19 protein-coding genes and 3 pseudogenes are annotated in these 21,277 nt (G+C 69.0%); 9 read left to right on the forward strand and 13 right to left on the reverse strand.

Annotated elements, in window-relative coordinates; all coding sequences use genetic code 11:
• Positions 1 to 93: 93 nt before the first annotated feature.
• Both ACQPXS_RS02955 and ACQPXS_RS02960 read left to right on the forward strand, forming a co-directional pair.
• Positions 94 to 444: pseudogene (locus ACQPXS_RS02955) on the forward strand (ATP-binding cassette domain-containing protein); the annotation flags it as partial.
• Positions 445 to 600: 156 nt separating this feature from the next.
• A complete protein-coding gene (locus ACQPXS_RS02960) occupies positions 601 to 1,164 on the forward strand; it encodes a CGNR zinc finger domain-containing protein (RefSeq protein WP_433446608.1) in 564 nt (187 codons plus the stop codon).
• Positions 1,165 to 1,847: 683 nt separating this feature from the next.
• Here ACQPXS_RS02960 and ACQPXS_RS02965 read toward each other — a convergent pair.
• Positions 1,848 to 2,045, reverse strand: a complete 198-nt coding sequence (locus ACQPXS_RS02965) for a hypothetical protein (protein WP_433446610.1) — start codon at positions 2,043 to 2,045, stop codon at positions 1,848 to 1,850.
• 106 nt (positions 2,046 to 2,151) lie between these two features.
• Positions 2,152 to 2,580 (reverse strand): organic hydroperoxide resistance protein, encoded by a 429-nt coding sequence (locus tag ACQPXS_RS02970; protein ID WP_433446612.1) that lies wholly within the window; start codon positions 2,578 to 2,580, stop codon positions 2,152 to 2,154.
• Positions 2,581 to 2,809: 229 nt separating this feature from the next.
• On the opposite strand from ACQPXS_RS02970, the gene ACQPXS_RS02975 reads away from it, so the two are divergent.
• On the forward strand, positions 2,810 to 2,971 hold the full coding sequence (locus ACQPXS_RS02975; protein ID WP_433446614.1) for a hypothetical protein: 162 nt from the start codon (positions 2,810 to 2,812) through the stop codon (positions 2,969 to 2,971).
• A gap of 391 nt (positions 2,972 to 3,362) precedes the next feature.
• On the opposite strand, the gene ACQPXS_RS02980 is transcribed toward ACQPXS_RS02975, so the two are convergent.
• Positions 3,363 to 4,805, reverse strand: coding sequence for an aldehyde dehydrogenase (locus ACQPXS_RS02980; RefSeq protein WP_433446616.1), 1,443 nt, complete (start codon positions 4,803 to 4,805; stop codon positions 3,363 to 3,365).
• 355 nt (positions 4,806 to 5,160) lie between these two features.
• Positions 5,161 to 6,654, reverse strand: coding sequence for an MDR family MFS transporter (locus ACQPXS_RS02985; RefSeq protein ID WP_433446618.1), 1,494 nt, complete (start codon positions 6,652 to 6,654; stop codon positions 5,161 to 5,163).
• A gap of 293 nt (positions 6,655 to 6,947) precedes the next feature.
• Here ACQPXS_RS02985 and ACQPXS_RS02990 point away from each other — a divergent pair, with 293 nt between their 5' ends.
• Together ACQPXS_RS02990 and ACQPXS_RS02995 are read left to right on the forward strand one after the other, a co-directional pair.
• Positions 6,948 to 7,436, forward strand: a complete 489-nt coding sequence (locus ACQPXS_RS02990) for a TetR/AcrR family transcriptional regulator (RefSeq protein WP_356316259.1) — start codon at positions 6,948 to 6,950, stop codon at positions 7,434 to 7,436.
• A 1,032-nt stretch (positions 7,437 to 8,468) separates the two neighbouring features.
• On the forward strand, positions 8,469 to 9,545 hold the full coding sequence (locus ACQPXS_RS02995; RefSeq protein ID WP_433446620.1) for an alpha/beta fold hydrolase: 1,077 nt from the start codon (positions 8,469 to 8,471) through the stop codon (positions 9,543 to 9,545).
• 384 nt (positions 9,546 to 9,929) lie between these two features.
• Here the strand turns inward: ACQPXS_RS02995 and ACQPXS_RS03000 are convergent, their stop codons facing one another.
• Together ACQPXS_RS03000 and ACQPXS_RS03005 are read right to left on the reverse strand one after the other, a co-directional pair.
• Entirely contained in the window at positions 9,930 to 10,076 is a 147-nt protein-coding gene (locus ACQPXS_RS03000; protein WP_433446622.1) for a hypothetical protein, read from the reverse strand.
• 256 nt (positions 10,077 to 10,332) lie between these two features.
• On the reverse strand, positions 10,333 to 11,349 hold the full coding sequence (locus ACQPXS_RS03005; RefSeq protein ID WP_433446624.1) for a DNA-directed RNA polymerase subunit alpha: 1,017 nt from the start codon (positions 11,347 to 11,349) through the stop codon (positions 10,333 to 10,335).
• Between the two features lie 541 nt (positions 11,350 to 11,890).
• Between ACQPXS_RS03005 and ACQPXS_RS03010 the strand changes: the two genes are divergently transcribed.
• Entirely contained in the window at positions 11,891 to 12,292 is a 402-nt protein-coding gene (locus ACQPXS_RS03010; protein WP_433446626.1) for a hypothetical protein, read from the forward strand.
• Between the two features lie 50 nt (positions 12,293 to 12,342).
• Here ACQPXS_RS03010 and ACQPXS_RS03015 read toward each other — a convergent pair whose 3' ends face one another.
• On the reverse strand, positions 12,343 to 13,152 hold the full coding sequence (locus tag ACQPXS_RS03015; RefSeq protein WP_433446628.1) for a DUF427 domain-containing protein: 810 nt from the start codon (positions 13,150 to 13,152) through the stop codon (positions 12,343 to 12,345).
• Positions 13,153 to 13,457: 305 nt separating this feature from the next.
• Between ACQPXS_RS03015 and ACQPXS_RS03020 the strand changes: the two genes are divergently transcribed.
• The 3 genes and pseudogenes from ACQPXS_RS03020 to ACQPXS_RS03030 form a co-directional block, all read left to right on the forward strand.
• Positions 13,458 to 15,287: a hydroxysqualene dehydroxylase gene (locus tag ACQPXS_RS03020; RefSeq protein ID WP_433446630.1), complete on the forward strand. Its 1,830-nt coding sequence runs from the start codon at positions 13,458 to 13,460 to the stop codon at positions 15,285 to 15,287.
• Positions 15,288 to 15,431: 144 nt separating this feature from the next.
• Positions 15,432 to 15,605 carry a hypothetical protein gene (locus tag ACQPXS_RS03025; protein ID WP_433446632.1) on the forward strand — a complete coding sequence of 58 codons (174 nt, stop codon included), beginning with the start codon at positions 15,432 to 15,434 and terminating at the stop codon, positions 15,603 to 15,605.
• A 125-nt stretch (positions 15,606 to 15,730) separates the two neighbouring features.
• Positions 15,731 to 15,910, forward strand: a pseudogene (locus tag ACQPXS_RS03030) (DUF4246 domain-containing protein); the annotation flags it as partial.
• 346 nt (positions 15,911 to 16,256) lie between these two features.
• Here ACQPXS_RS03030 and ACQPXS_RS03035 read toward each other — a convergent pair.
• From ACQPXS_RS03035 to ACQPXS_RS03060, 6 genes and pseudogenes are all read right to left on the reverse strand, one after another.
• Positions 16,257 to 17,270 carry an IS110 family transposase gene (locus ACQPXS_RS03035; protein WP_433446551.1) on the reverse strand — a complete coding sequence of 338 codons (1,014 nt, stop codon included), beginning with the start codon at positions 17,268 to 17,270 and terminating at the stop codon, positions 16,257 to 16,259.
• A gap of 85 nt (positions 17,271 to 17,355) precedes the next feature.
• Positions 17,356 to 17,466, reverse strand: a pseudogene (locus ACQPXS_RS03040) (IS5/IS1182 family transposase); the annotation flags it as partial.
• A 311-nt stretch (positions 17,467 to 17,777) separates the two neighbouring features.
• Positions 17,778 to 18,242 carry a hypothetical protein gene (locus tag ACQPXS_RS03045; protein WP_433446634.1) on the reverse strand — a complete coding sequence of 155 codons (465 nt, stop codon included), beginning with the start codon at positions 18,240 to 18,242 and terminating at the stop codon, positions 17,778 to 17,780.
• 217 nt (positions 18,243 to 18,459) lie between these two features.
• Entirely contained in the window at positions 18,460 to 19,035 is a 576-nt protein-coding gene (locus tag ACQPXS_RS03050; protein ID WP_365335016.1) for a transcriptional regulator, read from the reverse strand.
• A gap of 129 nt (positions 19,036 to 19,164) precedes the next feature.
• Complete coding sequence (locus tag ACQPXS_RS03055) at positions 19,165 to 20,688, reverse strand: helix-turn-helix domain-containing protein (protein ID WP_433446636.1); 1,524 nt, start codon at positions 20,686 to 20,688, stop codon at positions 19,165 to 19,167.
• A complete protein-coding gene (locus tag ACQPXS_RS03060) occupies positions 20,688 to 20,996 on the reverse strand; it encodes a helix-turn-helix domain-containing protein (RefSeq protein ID WP_356316239.1) in 309 nt (102 codons plus the stop codon). The genes ACQPXS_RS03055 and ACQPXS_RS03060 overlap by 1 nt, the downstream gene beginning before the upstream one ends.
• Positions 20,997 to 21,277 lie beyond the last annotated feature (281 nt).

The raw sequence follows: 21,277 nt of genomic DNA on the forward strand, positions 1-21,277 counted from the left end.
ACCACCTCCCAGATCAGGTCTTGGAGACAGTCTGCTGGCCGACGAGCAACGGATCGATTACCAGGCCAAGGCTGTGTGCCGAGCCACTAGCAGTCGCTGGGTGCCGAGCGGGCCGAGAAGGTGCCGCTGACCTCGCTCGGACTCATGCACGAGGCCGACCTGGGCAAACCGGTCGGGCACCTGTCCGTGGGACAGCGCCGACGGCTCGCGCTGGCCCTGCTGGTGGCCCGCTCATCCCAACTGCTGCTGCTCGACGAGCCCACCAACCACCTGTCCCCCACCCTGTGCGACGAGCTGGAGGCCGCGCTGGGCCCCGGTCCCGGCGCGATCGTCCTCGCGAGCCACGACCGCTGGCTGCGGAGGCGCTGGCAAGGCCGCGAACTCCGCCTGGAGCAGGCGCGCGTGCAGCGGGGGGAGGTGTCGACGGCCCGTTTCCCGTCCTGACCTACGCCAGCCGGACACCGTTTCCGCCGTTTCCGGTCCTGACCTGCTCTCCATGCGCGAGGTGCCATACGATCGTGAGCACCCGCTCCCACGGGGTGACCGGCCCGAATGTGACGAGCCTTGCGTTCGCCATAAGTCACCTGTCAAGATGGTGATGTGAATCTTAGCCATGTCTTCGTATGCGGGCACCCGGCGCTGGACTTCGTGGCCACCCTTCGTGCCCGGCGCTCGATCCGGTTCGAGATGTTCGTGACGCCGGAGCGACTCAACGCCTGGTACCTGGAGTCCGGACTCGTGGACACGATCACACCCGGTGACGAGGACGACGTCCGGGAGGCGATCGCCGTGCGCGAGGCCCTCTACCGGCTGGTCACCAACCGTCGGCTCACTGAGGAGTTCGACCGCGAGGCACTCGCCGTGGTCAACGGCGCCGCGCGCAAGACCCCCGCGACGCCGCAGCTCACCGTGGCCGGGCGGCACACCGAGGCGACCCCCGGGCAAGCCCTGGCCACCGTCGCCCGGCAGGCCGTCGAACTGCTCAGCGGCCCGGACGTCCCGCTCCTGAAGGAGTGCGGCAACCCGGAGTGCACGCGGGTCTACATCGACCGTTCGCGGGGCACGCGGCGGCAGTGGTGCGGCATGGAGTCCTGCGGCAACAAGATCAAGGCAGCCGCGTACCGCGCCCGCAAGAAGGCCGCACCCGGCGTCACCGCGCGCTGACCTCCCCGCCGCTGCCGTACGTCCGAGACGATCCGCTGGCCGTCGTTCTCCGGTCCCGCGCCGTGGAGCCACCCGGCCTGACACGTGCTGTCACGCACCGCCTACTGGCGCTGCCGCACTCCTGAGTCGCTGCGGGCGCTGAAGCAGTTGCCCTCTCACCGGGCAGCAGTCACGGGTAGTTGTCGTCGCAGAGAAGGGAACGTTCCGAGAGGGGCACGGCCGCCGAGTCCGCCTGACGGAGAGCGGCGCAGCCCTCCTCGCGGCGAAGGGGAAGTCGCGCCTGCCTCTGCCAAGGGACCCCTCCGGCGTCACAAGCAGCAGCGCTCCGTCATGCACACCCTCGTGAAGCCGGGCAAGGCCGGCGCCGTCGGCTGACACCTCGGCTCGTCCCGACTACCCTCGCCGGCCGGCGCAGTACGGGAACACATGCACGCCGACCGTCGGACACCACCTCTGCCGACCGACGGGTGAGCGGTGGATCGAGCCCCCGAGACGCCGGCCGCACCGGTGCATCCCGACGCCGCGGGTGAGAGCGCGATGGCCACTGCCGTCAAGAGCGCGCTCGCCCGGCACGCGTGGACGTTCCGCACGTGGCACGCTCGTCGGTGTCCCGGGCCGGACCGGCACGATCCCGTGGCGGGCCGGCCCTTTCGGTACGGCAATCTCCGCACCCTGATCCGCCGTCAGAAGAAGCTGGATGCCGACGGGCCGTACCCCGAGACCATCACGCTCTCCGCCCAGTGCCACACCCCCGTGTCGGCGGGCCACGGACGGTCCTCGGAGTGTGCGGTGTCCCGGGACGGCCGCGCGCCGGAGCCGGCCGAGACACGGCCGAGGGCGGAACGACGGTGCTTGGCGTTCCCTATGTGTGTGGGCGTCATCGAGGCCATGGGCTGCCTTCGCTCTCCGGTCGGTGGCGTGGGTGTGGGAAGCGGGTCCCGCGCACGGGGGAAGTCAGCACGGGACCCGCATCTAGGGAGGGCTGCGTCAGGCGACGGCGCCGGCATTGATCGTGACGGGTACGTTGTCGCGTGTCGCCTTGGAGTACGGGCAGATCTGGTGGGCGGCGTGCGCGAGTTCCTCGGCGGTGGCCTGGTCCACGCCGCCGAGGACCGGGGTGAGGACCGCGGAGAGGGAGAACTCGCCGTCGTCACCGTGAGTGAGGGTGATCTCGGCCGTGATGGTGGTGCTGGTCAGTCGGATCTTGCGCAGGGTGGCGGCGCGGCGGAGGGCGCCGAGGAAGCAGGCGGCCCAGCCCGCGGCGAAGAGCTGCTCGGGGTTGGTCGCGGTGCCGGCGCCGCCCAGCTCCTTCGGGAGCGCGAGGCTGGTCTCCAGCAGGCCGTCGGAGGAGCGGACGTGACCGCCGTTGCGGCCCTCTCCGTCGACGTCGACAACGGCGGTGTAGCTGACTGCCATGGCTGGGCTCCCCATCTGGGTCGAATGGTCTTCGGGTACCTCCTGACCAGGACACTTTTGCATCACCGGTTGAGGCGGTGACGCAATCATGGCAGCCCTTAGCGTCACCAGTCAAGGTGGTGATGACCGTCCCTCCGTGGAACCTGAGTCATACGGCCCCCAATCCCCCGCCGCCGTCACACCCCCCTTGAGCGTGACCTGCGTGTGTGCGTGACGGCGGAGCACATGCGTGAGGCAACCGCCGTACGCCAACGGCCGTTTCGGCAATCGGGAACCGCTGTCTGGCGGCTGCCGCCGGGACGCCGTCGCCGTCCCCCAGGACATGGCCGACCGACTCGCCACCCAGCACGCGCAGTGGCGCCAGTGGCGCCACATCAGCGAATCCGCATGAACCGAACCACCGGGCCGGACGCCGGGTGACGGCAAGGGGCGCACGCGCGGTCACGCTCCCGGGCACTGCACGGTCCAGGTCATCCACTGCGGCCTGAATCATCTGCCCGGTCGGACTTCAAGCGCATCACGACCGGCGAGAACGTGCGGCACCGGGTCCATACCCGATTCCGGCCTTCGGCTCATGGCGTGAAGGGCGGCCGTGGCCCGGCCCCGGCACGCGGTCGGCGGGGACGGCCGCGGGCCCTGTGGCGATGGGTCCCGCACGGGCGGGAGGTCGGGGGAAAGCGATGGCACCGCAGCCGTCGGTGGGCAGCCGGAAACGCCGCGCCGGCGGCAGGTGGTCGGCCCACCTGCCGCCGTCGGCGGATCTGACCGTGGTCGGAGGCGGGTCAGAGGGTGATGGTCTTGTACTCGGTGTAGGTGCCGAGGCCGACCGCGCCGTACTCGCGGCCGATGCCGCTGGCCTTGAAACCGCCGAACGGGCCGTCGAAGGCGATGGAGGCGCCGTTGATGGTGATGGTGCCGGTGCGGACGCGGCGGGCGACCGCCAGGGCGTGCTCCTCGTCGGAGGACCAGACACCGCCGGAGAGGCCGTACTCGGAGTCGTTGGCGATGCGGACGGCGTCGTCCTCGTCGTCGTAGGCGATGACGACCAGCACCGGGCCGAAGATCTCCTCCTGCGCGATGCGCATGGAGTTGTCCACGTCGGCGAAGACGGTGGGCGTGACGTAGTTGCCCTTCTCCAAACCCTCGGGGATCTGCGGGCCGCCGGTGACCAGGCGGGCGCCCTCCTCGATGCCGAGCCGGATGTAGGCGCGTACCCGCTCCTGCTGGTCGGGGCGGATCATCGGGCCGATGAAGGTGTCGGGGTCGCGCGGGTCACCGACCTTCAGCGACTCCACCAGCTCCTTGAGCGCGGCCACGACCTCCTCGTACCGGCTGCGCGGGGCCAGGATCCTGGTCTGTGCGATGCACGACTCGCCGTTGTTGAGCAGGGAGCCGAACTTCACGCCGACGACCGCCTTCTCGATGTCGGCGTCGGGGAGGATGATGGCGGCGGACTTGCCGCCCAGCTCCAGGCTGACCCGCTTGAGCTGCTCGCCGGCGATCGCGGCGATGCGGCGGCCGGCCGCCGTCGAGCCGGTGAAGGCGATCTTGTCGACCTCCTGGTGCGACACCAGGTACTCACTGGTCCCCCGGTCCGCGGGCAGGACGCTGATCACGCCCTCGGGCAGGCCCACCCGCTCCAGCAGCTCGGCCAGGAATCCCATGCTCAGCGAATTCTCCGGGGACACCTTCAGGACCACGGAGTTGCCTGCGACGAGCGCGGGGATGATCTTCGAAGTGGCCGAGGAGAACGGCGAGTTCCACGGGATCACCGCGGCCACCACTCCGATCGCCTCACGGCGCACCACACTGCGCACCGGGGACGCCGGGTCGGAGGGCACCAGGGTCTCCTCCCAGCCGAACTCCTCCGCCGCCTTCAGGTAGGCGTTCGCCTGCCGGGTCAGGCCGGGCTGTCCGGCCCGGGTGAACCATCCCGCCGAACCGTTCTCCAGCGAGATCAGGTGCGCGATCTTCTCCGCGTTCTCCTCGCGCAGCACGTTGAACCGCCGCAGGACCGCGATCCGTTCCGCGGGCGGCGTCGAACGCCACACCCCCGCCTCGAACGAGGCCCGCGCCGCGGCCACCGCGCGGTCGATGTCCGCCGGCTGCGCCTGGGCGGCGCGGCCGACCGCCGACTGGTCGTGCGGCGAGGCGATGTCGAGCAGCTCCCGGTCGCTCGGCTCCACCCAGGAACCCCCGATGAAAAGCCGGTCGTAAGTGATCATGCGCTCTCTCTCCTTCAGGGCATCTCTTAACTGTCACACCACTGTAGCACTTTATAAATCTACGTAGACATCATCGAGATACAAAGACTGTGATCCTCCGCACGGGAGCTGCGCTTAAGGTAAGAGAGCCGACGCAGAACGCAATCTGGAAGCCGTTCTGACCACCGGGGCACGGATGATCGCCGCCGAGTACGGCGTCGAGGGCCAGGGAAGGGCCGCGCGGCAGCGCGCGATGCCGGGCCGCGCCGCCGTCCAGCGCACCGGGCACGCCTTTCGAGGAGTGCAGGTGTCCGCGAACCGCCGCGGCCGGCGCCCGATGAAGGCGTCGGCCGGGTGGAGCGCGGCGATTGGGCGCTCAGGCGGCTGGGACGGTGTCCTTGGCGTTGGCGTCGGCGGGGTCGCTGGCACCAACCCCCTGCTCCCGGCCGGTCCTGCGGGTGGGCTTGAGGAAGAGGGCCAGGAGGGTGCCGACGGCGAGGGCGGGGGTGATCCAGAGGTAACCGGTGGCGGTGGCGTGCGCGAAGGCGTCCAGCGCGGTGTCGCGCAGGGCCGCCGGGAGAAGGGCGACGGTGTCCGGGCGGGCGGCGTCGAAGCCGCCGGAGGTCGGCAGGCCGTGGGTGCGGTCGGCGAAACCGGTGTTGAGGAGGGTGCCGAAGACGGCGACACCGAAGGCCGCGCCGATGGAGCGGGCGAAGGTGACCACCGCGCTGGCGGCACCGAGGTCGGCGGCGGGCACACTGTTCTGCACGGTGGTCAGCACGACCATGGGGACCATACCGATGCCAACGCCGGTGATGAGGAAGTAGACGCTCAGGACCAGGGTGTCGGTGACGGCACCGATGGTGCCCAGCAGGAGCAGCCCGGCGAGGTTGGCGAGCAGGCCCGCGAGGAGGATCGGGCGCAGCCGGCCGGCGTGGGCGGACCAGCGTCCGGCCAGCGACTGGCTGACGACCAGGCCGGCAACCAGCGGCAGCATGTGGATGCCGGAGAAGGTGGCCGAGACCCCGTGGACGATCTGCAGGTAGGTGGGCAGATACACCAGGACAGCGAACATGGCCGCGTTGGCGACGAATCCGATCAGCGAGGAGAAGACCACGGTCCGGGAGGAGAACATGGCCGGCGGTAGCACCGGGGCGGCGGCGCGGCGCTCGATCGGGACCAGCAGGGTGCCGAGTGCGACGGTGGCGACGATCAGGCCGATGATGGCCGGCGAGGCCCAGCCCCAGCGCTCGCCGAAGGACGTGACCAGGACCAGGCCGGTGGCGATGGCCGCCAGCACCAGGGCGCCCGCGTAGTCGATGCGGGTCTTGGCCCCCCTGACGCTCACCGGGAGTGCCCGCGCTGCGACGACCAAGGCGACGGCCCCGACGGGCAGATTGACCAGGAAGGCCCACCGCCACGACAGCTGGTCGGTGAAGACACCGCCGAGCAGGGGGCCGACGATGCTGGCGACACCGTAGACCGAACCGAACATGCTCTGGTAGCGGCCGCGTTCGCGGGGGGCGACGATGTCACCGACCAGGGCGAAGGTCAGCACGATCATTCCGCCGCCGCCCACGCCCTGCAGCACGCGGGCACCGATCAGCTCGGGCAGGTTCCGGGCCAGGCCGCAGGCCACCGAGGCGATCAGGAAGAGGGTGGTCGAGGCCAGGTACAGGCGCTTGCGGCCAAACATGTCGCCGAGCTTGCCCCACAGCGGGGTCACCGCCGTCGACGCCAGCAGGTACGCGGCGCTGACCCACGCGATGTCGTCGAACCCGTTCAGGTCCTGCGCTATCCGCGGCAACGCCGTCGACACGATCGTCTGGTCCAGGGCCGCCAGGAGGACCGCCAGGACCAGTGCGCTCATGGCAGCGGCAACTCCGCCTGTTCCAGGGGAGGGAGACTGCTGTGCCTTCGGCATGGAGGTGTGCCTTTCTACACGGGTGCCAGGGATGGCGCGCAAACCGCCTGCGAGACGGACTTGACCCAATCAGCTGGCACTACCAGCTATATTTGCCACATCAATGTAGCACTTAGCATGTGGGGTTGCACATGATAGGGGCGATAGGCGTCTCAGGTTTCACATCTCCCCGCTAGACTGCTGCGGTGAGAGCCGACGCAGCACGCAATCTCGAAGCCGTTTTGACCACCGGGGCGCGGATGCTCGCCGCCGACCCTGGCGCGAGCATCGCGAGCATCGCCGCCGAGGCGGGCGTGGACCGGCGTACGGTCTACCGGCGCTTCGCCTCTCGCGAGGAACTCCTCGCCGCCATCTACGCAGCCCGTCTCACGGCCATCGAGCAAGCCATCGAAGACGCCCGGCTGCGCGAGGCCCCCGTCGCCGTCGCCCTGCACCGCTACGTCGAGAACATCATCGCCGTCAATCGCACCTGGCCCGTCGACCTCGCCCGCATGCTCGCCGACGACACCGTCCACGCACGCCGCGACGCCTCCATCCGTGAAGTCGACGCCTTCCTCCAACGCGCCACCGACGAAGGCCTGCTCCGCCCCAAGCTGCCGGAAGGGTGGGCGAGCGCACTGCTGCCGCAGCTCATGCACCTCGTGTCGCGGCAGATGCCCCATCTGAGCCCCGCCCAGGCGGCGGACGTCGTCGTCGACACGCTGCTGCACGGCATCGGAACATCCTGACACCTCAAGGCCCCGCGACGGCGGAACGCCCCCGGCATACGCGGTGCGGGATTCAGTCCATCCCGTCGGATTCCGGCTCGAAAGCAGCCAATTGCCGGCCGGTCGAGCGGGATCTCACCCGCCGGCGGAAGGGCACCGCCGTTCCGGGGGTTGTTGAGCAGCGGCGCGGGAACACCTGCAGGCGCTTCCGGCCCCGAACTCGCCCAAGGCCAGCCGTCGGTGGTCGGGAGAGACCGCGGGCAAGGAGTTGCCGAACAGGTCGTCCGCGGTCCCTGGTCGGCGTCGAAAATCCCCGCCACCGCCTTCTCTTCGAGGAACGGCTCGGCGCACCGCCCGGGCCGAACGAGCACGTGCCGAGCTGAGAACGTCGGGGCCGGCCACGCGCGCCACGGACGCTCAGCCGTCCGAACCGACCCGGCAGGAACGCCGGATCGGGGACCTCTCCGTCAGGGACTTGACCGACAAAGGAGATCGGCAAGCGCATGCACCTGTTGCCGCGCACGGTCAACTCCCACCTCTACCGCCTGTTCCCCATCTCGGCATCGCCTGCCCCACCGCGCTGCGCGAAGCACGGGCCAGGCTGGTGGACGGCCATGACCTTTGAAGCCTGACCTCGAACGGCACGGCTCAGTGCATTGACTCAAGCCCCGAAGCCGCGGTGCCGGGGACGGAAATCCTGCTCTCCGGGCCGAGAGTGTGCCGCACGGCCCGCCACCTGCGGCGCCGCTTACGGGAGCCGGTCATACGCGAGGTGCGCCGGACGGCGGTGTCACCGCCCGCGTCGTACCGTCAAGGGACGGATATGTCCGGTTTCGTTGCGGACAGAGTGTGCATCGCCGGCCCGGGCCGCGGAAGAACAGCCTCTGCACCACCGCCCGGCACGGAGACGCCTTTGCGTCACCGGTTTGACAGGTGACGAGCCCTGTGCGAGGGTCGTCACGCCACAAACCGCGGTGATCTCGTCCCCGGGACGGGAGCGGGAGTTCCCAGGGCGTGGACCGGTCACCGGAGAACGCACGACGGAGGGGTCAGATGATCAACAGGCGTACTTTCAGCAAGGCCGTCGGCCTGGGCACCGGCGCAGCCGCGGTCTCGTTGTCCGGCCTGCAGAGCAACGCGTCCGCCGCCACCGGGACGGCCGTCTCCCGGCAGGCCGGCGGCACGCCCGCTCCCACCGTCCCCAGCATCGTCCCCGGCACCCACACCGGCTTCCGCACAATCAAGCAGATCAAGGCCGGCGTCCTTGACACCGGCTACGCCGAGGCCGGACCCGCCCACGCCCCGGTGGTCATACTCCTGCACGGCTGGCCCTACGACATCCACAGCTACGTCGATGTCGCCCCGCTCCTCGCCGACCTGGGCTACCGCGTCATCGTCCCCTACCTGCGCGGCCACGGCAGCACCCGCTTCCTGTCCCGGCACACCCCGCGCAACGCCGAGCAGTCCGCGATCGCCCTCGACATCATCGCGCTGATGGACGCCCTGAAGATCGACAAAGCCGTGCTGGCCGGCTTCGACTGGGGCTCACGCACCGCCGACATCATCGCCGCGCTGTGGCCCGAACGCGTCACATCCCTGGTGTCCACCACCGGCTACGTCATCACCAACGTGAAGGCGCAACTGACGCCCGCCGCCCCGGCCGTCGAACACAACTGGTGGTACCAGTGGTACTTCGCCACCGATCGCGGCAAACAGGCCATGGAGAACGTCGACGAGCGCATCGCCCTGTGCCGCTACGTGTGGACCCTCGTCTCCCCCAACTGGAACTTCGACGACGCCACCTTCCAGCGCACCGCCCAGGCCTTCCACAACCCCGACTACGCCGCCATCGTCCTCTACAACTACCGCTGGCGCATCGGCCTCATCGAGGGCGAACCCCGTTACGCCCGCTACGAGAAGCAACTCGCGGCCCAGCCCTCGATCCACGTTCCGACCATCACCCTCGACCCCGCCCTCGACCCCTTCACGCCGCCCGGCGACGGCACCGCCTATCGCAGCCACTTCACCGGGCCCTACGAGCACCGCACCATCGCGAACATCGGGCACAACCTGCCGCAGGAAGCGCCCACCACCTTCGCCCAGGCCGTCGTCGACGCCGACCACCTCTGAGCTCGGGCGCCCGTCACCGACGCGGTGGCGATTCCGCCCGTGTTGGCCACCGAAAGGTCTGCCGGCGGGTCCGTCGGAGCACCACATGGCCTTCGCCGGCACCCTCCCACTCACGCCCTCAGCGCCCTGACGACCGAGCTGACCACGGAGATGGCGACGCTGATCGCCTTTGCCTGCTGCTTCGGTGCCGGACGGGACCTGGTACGCGACACCCTGGAGACCCAGGACGGCCTCAGGCACGCCGGTGAGGGGGAATGTCCACGATGATGGCAGCCTTCCCCGAGCTGATCCTCGCCAAGAACCTGGCCGAGACGCACGGGCCGCGGATCGGCTTGCCCACAAAATCCACCGAGCCGGTGTACGTGGCCGTGTCCTTCGAGCGGATCACCGCCTCGCGGGCGTCGTGCCGTACCAGGGCGTGCCCGTCCCGGCCCCGAGCACGGCGCGGAAGCGGTCGGCATGGTGGAGGCGTTCACCTCGCAGCACGCCGACCACCTGGGTGCCCGACGTGCTGACCGCGTTCGGCGCCATGTCCGGGTGGTCCACCGACGAGCAAACCACGGCGGTCCCACCTGGCTCGTCGTAGTAGTGGAGGGCTGTCGGCCCGCCCCGTAGCCCTCCCCGTCACCCACCGACCTCTTCAAGGCTACGGACCATCTTGATCAGGCTCCGACGACCTGGACGTATGCGTCTCCGCCCGTGAGCCATCGGGGAGCCGGATGCAGCCGGCCGGTGCTCATCACCGGCTCCTCTGCCTTCCTGGCTCCCCCACGGCCCGGCGCAACGGTCAGTACTGCTCGGTTTCCATGAAACCCGTACCCCCGTTGTCGTCCGCGTCGAAGGCGGCGGCGGTCGGGTCGAATCCGGGCGGGCTGTCCTTCAGGGCCAGACCCAGGCCGGCCAGCTTCGCCTTGACCTCGTCGATGGACTTCGCACCGAAGTTGCGGATGTCCAGCAGGTCCGCCTCCGAGCGAGCCAGCAGCTCACCCACCGAGTGGACGCCCTCGCGCTTGAGGCAGTTGTAGGAGCGGACCGTGAGCTCCAGCTCCTCGATCGGCAGCGCCATGTCGGCGGCCAGGGCGGCGTCCGTGGGGGACGGGCCCATGTCGATGCCCTCGGCGTCGATGTTCAGCTCGCGAGCCAGACCGAACAGCTCGACCAGGGTCTTGCCGGCCGACGCCATGGCGTCACGCGGACGCATGGCCTGCTTGGTCTCGACGTCGACGATGAGCTTGTCGAAGTCGGTGCGCTGCTCGACACGCGTGGCCTCGACCTTGTACGTGACCTTCAGCACCGGCGAGTAGATCGAGTCGACCGGGACACGGCCGATCTCCTGGCCCACCTGCTTGTTCTGCACGGCGGAGACGTAACCGCGGCCACGCTCGACCGTCAGCTCCATCTCCAGCTTGCCCTTGCCGTTGAGCGTGGCGAGGACCAGGTCGGGGTTGTGCACCTCGACACCGGCCGGGGGCGCGATGTCGGCGGCGGTGACCAGACCCGGGCCCTGCTTGCGCAGGTACATCACGACCGGCTCGTCCTGTTCCGAGGAGACGACCAGCTGCTTGATGTTGAGGATCAGGTCGGTGACGTCCTCCTTGACGCCCGGCACGGTGGTGAACTCGTGCAGGACACCGTCGATGCGGATGCTGGTGACAGCAGCGCCGGGGATCGACGACAGGAGGGTACGGCGCAGGGAGTTGCCGAGGGTGTAGCCGAAGCCCGGCTCCAGCGGCTCGATCACGAACCGGGAGCGGAACTCGTCGACGACCTCTTCGGTCAACGAGGGACGCTGAGCAATCAGCACGAGGTATTGCCTCCAGTGTTTGGCGCCCGCTATCTGACGCCGTGGTCTCCGAAGGGTACGGGCCATCCGGCCTCCCACGAAGCCGAACCGCCCGTCTGCAGGCCAGGCTCATCTGGCTGGAGTGAAATTTCACCGAGCAGCCGGGTAGCCCCCACCGCAGTTCGCAGACGCGTACTGTAGGACCGCTGTGCCCGGTCAGGGCAAGCGCGTCCTCCCATCCGGGACGGCTGCGAACACCGCCTGCACGCTGGAGAACTGGCGACCGTTCCGGACCGGAGCGGACTGTCCACTGCCTTCACTGCGAGCACCTGACGCCAGTGGCTGAGCGACGCGAACCGGTGCCTCTTCTGCCGTTTCTGCCGGCGCGGCCCTCGCGTGCACTCAGCTCCAGTCGCCACTGCCATGGCACGGCCGAATGGGGTAGGCCGCCGTCCGGGGGGCGGCATCGCCTCGGAGGTCAGGACAGGCGCGCGCCGAGCGTGGGCGTCAGTCGCGCTGGTGCCCAGCCGTGCTGTCGGTCCTGGCCTGTACGGTCCTGCCCATGGCTGAGAGACCGACTACGAACTGGCGGCGCGGCATAGCCGAGGAAGCCGAAGAGCTTGCCGCCGGCACCCTGGACCCCGAGTGCGCCTGCATGGCCGGGTTGTTCCCCGAGGAACTGCTTACGGCGACCGACGCGGTCCTCGACGTTTTCGAGACGGAGCTTCCCGGACTCGTCGAGGCCAGTGACGAGCGGGTCTTCGTCGTGGTGGAACGCGTCATCCTGGCACTCAACGCGGTGAACGAAGCCCACAACGGGAACGCCTTCGAAACCGACGAGCGCGAGGAGCTGTGCGACTACATCGACGAGTCGCTCACCGAGCACGGCGTCGATGTCGTTGCACTGACCGCCCGCCACGGTCTGGGCCGGTACCAGCTCACCGACAAGTGGCGGAAGTGGTAAGGCCGCTCTCTATGCGGCCGCTGAGCACCGCACCGGCGTCGGCGAGCGGTTCAGGAATGTGCCCGCTGCTGCTTGTCCCACTGAGCCCGCGAGAGGGCGGTGGGCCGTGGGAGCAGGACGCCGTCCACGTACAGGTCGACGTGCTCGTTGTAGAAGGCGACCATGCCCGCGATGGCGGCGCACGACACCGTCGGGAAGTCGTACGCCCAGGCGACATCGTCATGGACGACGGCCCCGCCCGCGAACGACCAATACTCGCTGGTCCTGCCCTTGTACGGGCACGCCGTCACCGTGTCCGAGGAACGCAGTAGGGTCCAGTCGACATAGGCACGCTCCACGTAGTAACGGGTCGGCAGGCCGGTTTCGAAGAGCTTCACCGAGGACGGCGCGTCCGCCAGGACGGTGCCGTCCACCTCGACGCGCACGCTGCTGGACGAACGCAGCGCGTCCACCCGCGTGTACGGGCTCCTCGGGTGCACGAAGACCTGCTCTTCCTCCTCGTACCACGCGTCGATCGCGTCCCATCGGAAACGGGCGGTGTCGATGAGTGCCTCCGGGGCTCCCTCACTCCAGACCCACGCCGCACCCTCACGGACCTCCGAACCGACCCGCAGGGAGTGCCGCCGTGCCGGGCCGGGGCCCAGCCGGCCGGCACGGCCGTCGTCGCTCAGGACGCCCTCGACCATATCCCGCAGCGGGATGCTGTACTGCGGGTACCCGGGCCACTCCCATACGTACAGCGCGTGCCGGGTGTCGAATGCGCACCGGCCGCCGACCTGTGCACGGATACGCCGCGGCACCGGCTCGACATGCCCGACCGGGACGATGAGACCCGGGTAGTCCACATTCTCGTCCGCCATGGGCGATCACCTCAGTCCGCTCGGCCGCTTCCGTACATCCAGCTTTTCCCCGGAGGGCACACTCCGTCCTGTGGGGGTTGTCATGATTGCGCCATTCGGTGCGATGAGGCAGCCAAGGGACACCCTGACCGGGAGGCGACCGGCGCACCGATCCGCGCCGGATCTCCGCTGGGAGCGGTTGACGCGGCGGGCCAGCCTTGGACGAACGCGCTGGGCATGAGGGTGTCTCCTGATTGTGAGGATGCTGTGGGTGGCGGGGGAACAGGGTTCCGGCTCCCGGAGCCTCTCCCTACGCTCCGGTTCACATGACAACAGAACACGCGCAGCAGTCCGAGGAGAGCGCCGGACACTCCCGCAGACGTTTCCTGGCCGCCGCCGGGGCGACGGTCGCCGGCGGAGCGGTCGCGGCGACCGCCTTATGGTCCGCCGGGAGCGCCGCGGCCGCGGCGTCCGAGAAACGCGTCGCCGTTCTGGGCGGCGGCGTCTCCGGCCTCAGCGCCGCCCATGAACTCGCCGAACGCGGCTACGCCGTCACCGTCTACGAGTACTACGACGCCCTCGGCGGCAAGGCCCGCTCCATGGACGTACCCGGCACTGCCGCCGGCGGTCGCGCCCCGCTTCCCGCGGAGCACGGCTTCCGGTTCTTCCCCGGCTTCTACCGGAACCTGCCGGACACCATGCGCCGCATCCCCTTCCCCGGAAACGCCGGCGGCGTCCACGACAACCTCCGCAGCGGTACCGAGGCGCTGTTCGCGCGCGGCTCCGGCCGCCCGGACCTGCACTTCCCCCTGCGCCGGGTCACCACCCCGCCAGCGCCCGGTGACATCACCCCGGCCTGGCTGCGCGACCAGATCCTGTCCGTCCTCGACCTCGGCACCCGGCTGCCCGCCCACGAGGCCGCCTACTTCGCCGACCGTCTGCTCGTCCACCTCACCAGCTGCGACGCTCGCCGTGAGGACCAGTGGGAGAAGACTGCGTGGTGGGACTTCATCCGGGCCGGCGAGATGAGCGCCGAGTACCAGGTGCTGCTCGGCATCGGCCAGACCCGCAATCTGGTCGCCACCCGCGCCGAGATCGCCTCCACGCGAACGGTCGGCCGCGTCATCATCGAGGCCCTGCTCCTGTGGGGCCTGCTCGGCCGGGGCATGGACGGCGACGCCGACGTCGACCGGGTCCTCAACGCCCCGACGAGCGAGGCCTGGATCGATCCCTGGGAGCGGTATCTGCGCTCGCTCGGCGTCGAGTTCGTGCTCGGCACTGAGGTTCGGGAGGTGCTGTACGAGGGCGGCCGCGTAACCGGCGTCCGTGTCGCGCCCCGCGACGGCGGGCCGGAGCGCACGGTCACCGCCGACCACTACGTCTCGGCGATGCCCGTCGAACACGCCCGCGTCACCTGGGGCCAGGCCCTGCGCGCGGCCGACCCGCAGCTGGGCCGGTGCGACGCGCTGAAGACGGACTGGATGACAGGCGTGATGTTCTATCTGCGCTCGCCCACCCCTGTCGTGCACGGGCACATCAACTGCCTCGACTCGCCTTGGGCCGTGACCGGCATCGGACAGTCCCAGTTCTGGGACGTACGCGACTTCTCGCGCGACTACGGGGACGGACGGGCCCATGACTGCCTGTCCACGATCATCTCCGAGTGGGACAAACCCGGCATCCTGTACGGCAAGACCGCCCGCGAGTGCACCAAGGACGAGATCGTCGCCGAACTCTGGGCCCAGCTGCAGGACGGACTGAACGACTCGGCCAAGACGACCCTCACCGACGAGGACCGGCTCGGCTGGTTCATGGACCCGGCCGTGACGGGTCTCGGCGGCCCCGACCCGCGCAACCGCGAGCAACTCCTCATCCACCCCACGGGCACTCTCTACAACCGGCCCTCGGCCCGCACCAGGGTGGCGAACTTCTTCCTCGCTGGCGACTACGTCCGTACGGACGTGGACCTGGCGACGATGGAGGGCGCCAACGAGTCCGCACGGCGAGCGGTCAACGCCCTTCTCGACGCGGACAATTCGAGCGCCGAGCGGTGTCGCGTCTGGGAACTGTTCCGCCCGCCGGAACTGGAGCCCCTGAAGCGGGTCGACGAGGTGCGTCATCGGCTGGGACTGCCCAACACCTTCGACCTGGGTTGAGCCCGTACGGCTGCCGGGGATGAGCCCGAAGGGCCGCTGCACCGCTGCCTCCGAGCGGCTGCGGCCCTTCACGCCTGTGGCGTCGTTTTGCGCCATGCCCGGCAGGACTTGACCGGGCGATCATGTTCCTGGTCAGGGTCGAGCGTGTCCAAGACCAGCATGAGCAACGAGACCAGCGACATGGTCTGCCTGTGGGTCGAGCCGTGGGGAACGGATCACTGGATGCGTCCGGGTGAGGAGTTCCCGGTGGTGACCGAGGCGGAGCCGGAGCAGTCGCCGTTCAACGTGGTCGTGCATGATCAGGGCATCACGGTGTGAGTGAACGCGGGGCATGACGCCGAGGTCTTCGACAAGAACGGTGACTTGGTGCCGTGCGGGCATCAGCGGCCCGCCGACGGCGGTAGCTGAGCTGCGTGAGATGGGTAGATGCGGAGCCAAATGCGTCGGAAACGATCGTTTCGACATCCGATGTTCTGCCGCAACAACCGTGGTCCGACACCTCGACCATGACGCTTGAACAGGCCAAGAGCTACCGCGAACAAGTCATGCAGGAACGCAAGTTCTTCGTCGACGAACACAACGAGCAGCTCTACGAGCGAGAATTCTCCCTCTGCGAGCACTGAATCTCTTCAATCCTGAATACGTGCACCCATGAGGGCCGGGCTTGTCAAGCGCGTAATGGGTCCCTGACCTCGGGTTTTGACTGTCGAGCCATTCCGGGGGCGTTGGAGATTCCTGGCGTGAAGTTGCGGTCCGCAACTGGTCGTTCGCGTGGGATTGGCTCCCGGAGTGACGTGGTCGGCGTGGGGTTCACAAGCACCCATTCGGCGTCTGGCCTGTGTGGTCGGCGCCATGACCGTGGTCCGGGGCCGGGGCTGCTCAGTCAGGTCATCGAGCGCGGCGAGGCCGTCTCATGCAAGAGATGCGAGCTCACCCCGGGGGTCTGCGGGCGGCCGGTGTGGGAGGGATTCATCGCGCGGGTCGTTTCTTGCGCTGCGGCTGCGCTTCGGCGGCTTGGAGGAGGTGGTAGGCGCGGGTAAGAAGCTTGCGGGCGATGGCGGTGGTGGCGATCTTCTTGCCGCGGCGGGCGGTGATGGCGTGGTAGGTGTCGGCGAAGTCCGGGTGACGCTTGGCGGTTTGTGCGGCTTCGCACAGGATCCACCGCAGCCAGGCGTCTCCCTGCTTGGAGATGTGGCCGTGGCGGACGATGAGGTCCGAGCCGCGCACGGTCGGGGTGAGTCCGGCCCAGGCGGCGAGTTTGCGTGCGGAGGGGAAACGGGTGACGTCGCCGACCTCGGCCAGGATCACCAGCGCGGTGAGCGGGCCCACGCCCGGCAGGGCAGTGAGAACTTTGACCCGAGGGTCACCGCGGGCGTGCGCGGCAAGCCGCACGTCAAGGGCGTCGATGGGGATCTGCAGCGCGTCCATCAGCTGCAGCAGGTCGTCGACCACGTGGCGGGAGGCGTCCGGCAGCTCGAGCGAGGCGAGCCAGACCCGCCCTGGTCCGGTGAAGACCGAGCCGGCTCGGTCGTGGCCGAGATCCGCGAGTACCGCGTGGACCCGGTTGCGCAGCAGCGTCCGCAGACGTACCAGCTGGAAGCGGTGGCGCAGCAGGGCTCGCTGCTGACGCACCCACAACGGCGCGATCCATGCCTCCGGCAGGAGGTCGGCACGCAACAGCCGGCCCAGCGTGGCTGCGTCGACCTTGTCGTTCTTGAGTCTGGCGGAGGCGATGGCCTTGCATTGCAGCGGATGCACCAGATGCGGCTGGTAGCCGTAGTCCTCCAGCAGTTCCACCAGCCAGCCCCAGCCATAGGCGGCCTCGAACGCGACCGGAGTGCCGATCGGTAGATCCCCGATCACCGAGAGCACCGTCTCGACCCCGTTGGGCACGTTCCGATTGATTCGAACCGTGCCCTCCTGGTCGAGGACCGCGATCTGCGACCGCTTGCGGTGCACATCGATACCGACGTAGACAGACATTGAGGGCCTCCTTCCCGAGCCCGTCGATACCCGGACGATAGGCATCGCCCGACTGAGCACGGAAGGGGGCCCGGCCCTCATAGGGTCAGGTCAGAAGAGGGCGAACAGCCTGGACGATGGTGCCGATGCGGCGGGTGGAGCAACTGGCCCGCCGCAGCAGTGGCCAGGTATTCGGCGGTGCGAAGGCTCGTTCTCCAGAGCCACCAGTTCTTGACGGTGACCATGGCCTGCTCGCCGACCGCGCGGATCTTCGCGTGGGCCCGGTTGACCTCCTGCTGGCCTGCGGAGAGCATGTTCCAGCGGCCGCGGTGGGGAACGTAGATGGCGGGCCGACGCCTCGGTAGGCCTGTCCGCCCAGCAGCGGATGCATGCGGTGTTCAGCGCGTCGAGGATGCCGCGGGTGCGGGCGGGCTTGATTTGCGTCGGAGGGATTGGGGCCGTATGCCGTCGATCAGCTGCCGTCCGGCCCATGTCGGCGGACGTCCCAAGATCCACTGCCGGCGCGTCCTAGCTGCTCCAGTATGCGAAGGTCTGGCTGGTGGCCTTGTGTACGGTGGGTTCGGCGATCGGGGCGGGCCAGACCTGGATCAAGTACTCCTCAATGGCGTCGGCATCGTCGCGGGGGTCACCGTCGTCACGGTTGCAGCCGTGGACACGCAGCCGGTAGTCGCCGGGCCCGGGCAGGTCAAGCCGCTTGTTGGGATCGCTCCCCTGGTCTGTCGTGCCGAAGTCGATAAAGGCGGACCGCCAGGTGACGGACACCTCGGACACGTCCTGCCAGCCTTCAGTGTCCAACGGCGGGGCGCTGCCCCACAATTCCGCGGTGACTGCGACGCTTCCGATCTCCTGCCCGCACAGGATGCGTGCTCCGTCGCCGTCAGGGTCGGCTTCGACAAGGGCGTTAACGGTCCACTCCGGCTCAAACTCCACCACCAATTCCTCCCCAGCAAGGTCGACGGTGGTGGCGTCCACGTGAACCTGCGGGGCGGTGGCACGGTGTAGCAGTTGTGTCATCGGCGTGCTGCCTCTCAGCGGGGACGGGACTGCTGGTTCAGCTTATGCATGCGTGAGTCGTCGTTCGCTGCTGCCAACGGAGCTCGCAGCTGTCCGCGGCTCGCATCAACGAGCCGTCAGAGCACAGCAGTCACAGGCAGGGCATATGGCCGCAACCAGGGGCTGATTCCCGGCGTCAGGCAGCGAATCCGATGGTGGTGACGTACTCGTACTGACCCCATTCGGAGCCGAGGTCCACCACCGCGTCGCTGACCCAGGCCTCGTCCAGAGCCTCGTCGTCGTCGTTGGCCCATGCCTCCACGATCCGATCCCAGTGGCGCACGTTGAGTGTGCGGAACGACAAGGCCCGCTGGCGAGGGCGGGGAACCTGCGACTGGTTGAGCGGGTGGAACTCAACACGCGTTCCACGGCCCTGGCGGTTCAATCGAGCCAGCAGATACCTGGCCACATTGTGACGACGTACCGAACGGTAAGCGACCTCGATGGCCTGGAGATTCTTCTTCGACGGGCTGCGCCTGCCCTCCAGCCACGCCTTGACCGTCCGGTCGCTGACGGTGAGACCGACCTCACGGGCCGCCCGACGGGAGCGATCGGTCCGCGTGAGATAGTGCAGCCGCGCAAGCAAGCCACGCCGCTGCGAGACCGGGGTTGCAATGAAATTGGCCAACGCATCAAGCTGACGCGCCACCGCTTCATGCCCTTTGACCCCGCTGGCCCCGTATCTGCCGAACTCGATATTCCTATCCGGCACCTTCTACCCCTCGCCCCACGAACCATTGACGGACACTCAGGAGCCCCAATTCCAATGATCAACCATACAGGAATTGAGGGCTGAAACGGCCCGTCGCCCCAGCATTTCCATACGGCCGTCGCTGATTGCCTAGTCGGTCGTGTCGGGAGTGCCGACGCGGTATACGTCCTTGACCTTGACCTCGGCGACGCCGCGGCCTTCGGGGAACACCGCACGCCAGTTGCCGATGACGTGGAGTTCGTCGGTACCCATCGCTCGGACGACCATCAGGCCCTCGTCGTACGCGCGGTGGGCCTTCCACCACAGGTTCGCGAAGGCCTGTGAGCGGATGATGTGCATCCAGTCGGTACGGTACAGTTCCCGGTTGTAGTTCGACTCCCCCAGCGTGGAGACGAACTTCGAGTACATCGCCTTGACATACTCCAGCGTCACTTCGTCGCCCTCGGCGATCGCCCGGTCCCGGGCATCTTTCAGGGCGACGCGGAATTTCTCCAGCAGGCCCTCCGTGGCCCCGGACGTCCACGACTCGTGGATCTCCGGCGGGTCACACAGCCCGTATTTCGGTCCCGAGATCCGCAGCAGCAGGCGCAGGGTGGATTCGGTCACCCACAGCGGGCCCGGCTCGTCCCGGCTGCCGATCGGGTTCGGCAGGTAGGCGTCGTGTGCCCAGTCGGGCGGGGTGATCAGATGCACGCCGGCGCGGCGCCGGTCGTGATGGTTACCCGTGGAGTGCTCCAGCTGGCCGAGCGGCAGGTGGGTCTTGAGCGCACTCAGATAGGCGCCGTTGACGTCGAGCGCGGTGACCTCGTGCTCCCCCGGCGGCAGTTCGGGCCTCGCCCACTTGGGCCGGGCCTCCCAGATCTGGTCGGCGCCGCGGGAGGACTGCTTGCGCAGGACGTCGGGCAGCCATGGATGCGCGACCACCTCGTACCGGCCGCCCTTGCGGCTGTGGTCCAGCAGAGCCATCGCGTCCGGGATCGCCCGCTTCACCAGCGCAGTGGTCGCCGCCTCCACATCGCCGGAATGCTCGGCGAGCGCGGCCGCAACGGCGGAGCCGACCAGGTCTGGGGCGTCGGCGGTCGTCAGCCGGCGGCCGACAGGCACAACCCTCACCCCGCGCTCCTGCTGCCCGGTGCGGCCGGCGGGCTCCGGACGCCCGGCTTGCTTGGGCGGAGCCGGCTCCTCCGGCACAGCGGGCCCGATCGCAGGCGGGGGCTTGGCGGTGCCGCAGTCGTCGGGGTCCAGATGCTGGGGGAACCCCGCGACCTCGTGGTGGGCGGGCTGCCCGCACAGCACGCACGGCCGGGGTGTGGCGAGCTTCTCGACATCGTCACCCGAGCCGAGGTCCTGCTCGGCTTGCGGAGGCACGATGTCCTCGCGCTCGTCGGCCGGCGCCCTCGGGGGCTCCTCGGCGGCCAGTTTGGTCCGCGCACCTGTGAGGAAGTACGCGTACGTCTCCCGCACTTCGCCACTCGGGTCCCGCCCCGACTCCCAACCCCCGACCGTGGACGGGCTTACCCCCAGGGCCTGCGCAAGCTGGACGCGCGAGACGTTCAGCGCCTCACGCAGGGCACGCCGCTCCTCGACCGGCGGCAGCGCCACCTCCCTCTTGGCCCCCGCCAGCAGCGCGTCGATCGCACCGAAGTCCGTCATCACACTCCTTCGTCGGCGCTCGCAGCGCCTGCGGTGGCAGCACGGCGGCCGGTAACGCGGCGACGCTCGGCAGGCAGCGCCTCCGCAGCCCGGGTGGGTCCCGCCAGAAGATCAAGGACATCGATACCGTAGTGCGCGGCGACCGCGTCACAGTCGGCCAGGCTCCAAGCGGCGGAACCCGACTGACGCCGACTCACCTGAGCCTGACTCACCCCCAGATCGGCGGCGAGATCAGTCTGCGACTCACCGGCCGCATGCAGCAGCGCCGCCACAGCCGACCGCACCCGCTCCTCCAGGCTCATACCCATAACGCGGACCCTATCATCAGGCATGCATGTTCTATACGTATTTCGCATTGCGTCGTGGAGGCGGACAGAACTCCGCAAGGCGGCCGAGGCCGTACAGGGACACAAGCACTGGAGACTTGGCAAGCCGCACAGCGTCGAGGGCGCTGACCTGGTCGCCCCCGGCAAGCCCCTACCTGGAATGGCGAGCCATGCCGGCCGCCTCCGCGGTGAGCTCGGTGCCCCGGGGCCGAGCTCAGTAGCGGCTGAGCATGCACCCGAAGCATCTCTTCGCCGGCGCGCGG

This window comes from Streptomyces sp. CA-142005, from assembly GCF_050942335.1.
Classification (GTDB): Bacteria; Actinomycetota; Actinomycetes; order Streptomycetales; family Streptomycetaceae; genus Streptomyces.

Excerpts from the sequence above, each read along its gene's own strand:
- ACQPXS_RS02980 (WP_433446616.1), bottom strand. The coding sequence starts at position 4,805 with ATGATCACTTACGACCGGCTTTTCATCGGGGGTTCCTGGGTGGAGCCG.
- ACQPXS_RS03000 (WP_433446622.1), bottom strand. The coding sequence starts at position 10,076 with ATGGCGCCGAACGCGGTCAGCACGTCGGGCACCCAGGTGGTCGGCGTG.
- ACQPXS_RS03055 (WP_433446636.1), bottom strand. The coding sequence starts at position 20,688 with ATGACGGACTTCGGTGCGATCGACGCGCTGCTGGCGGGGGCCAAGAGG.
- ACQPXS_RS02965 (WP_433446610.1), bottom strand. The coding sequence starts at position 2,045 with ATGACGCCCACACACATAGGGAACGCCAAGCACCGTCGTTCCGCCCTC.
- ACQPXS_RS03060 (WP_356316239.1), bottom strand. The coding sequence starts at position 20,996 with ATGGGTATGAGCCTGGAGGAGCGGGTGCGGTCGGCTGTGGCGGCGCTG.
- ACQPXS_RS03010 (WP_433446626.1), top strand. The coding sequence starts at position 11,891 with ATGGCTGAGAGACCGACTACGAACTGGCGGCGCGGCATAGCCGAGGAA.
- ACQPXS_RS02990 (WP_356316259.1), top strand. The coding sequence starts at position 6,948 with ATGCTCGCCGCCGACCCTGGCGCGAGCATCGCGAGCATCGCCGCCGAG.
- ACQPXS_RS03020 (WP_433446630.1), top strand. The coding sequence starts at position 13,458 with ATGACAACAGAACACGCGCAGCAGTCCGAGGAGAGCGCCGGACACTCC.
- ACQPXS_RS02985 (WP_433446618.1), bottom strand. The coding sequence starts at position 6,654 with ATGAGCGCACTGGTCCTGGCGGTCCTCCTGGCGGCCCTGGACCAGACG.
- ACQPXS_RS03035 (WP_433446551.1), bottom strand. The coding sequence starts at position 17,270 with ATGTCTGTCTACGTCGGTATCGATGTGCACCGCAAGCGGTCGCAGATC.
- ACQPXS_RS02970 (WP_433446612.1), bottom strand. The coding sequence starts at position 2,580 with ATGGCAGTCAGCTACACCGCCGTTGTCGACGTCGACGGAGAGGGCCGC.
- ACQPXS_RS03015 (WP_433446628.1), bottom strand. The coding sequence starts at position 13,152 with ATGGCGGACGAGAATGTGGACTACCCGGGTCTCATCGTCCCGGTCGGG.
- ACQPXS_RS02995 (WP_433446620.1), top strand. The coding sequence starts at position 8,469 with ATGATCAACAGGCGTACTTTCAGCAAGGCCGTCGGCCTGGGCACCGGC.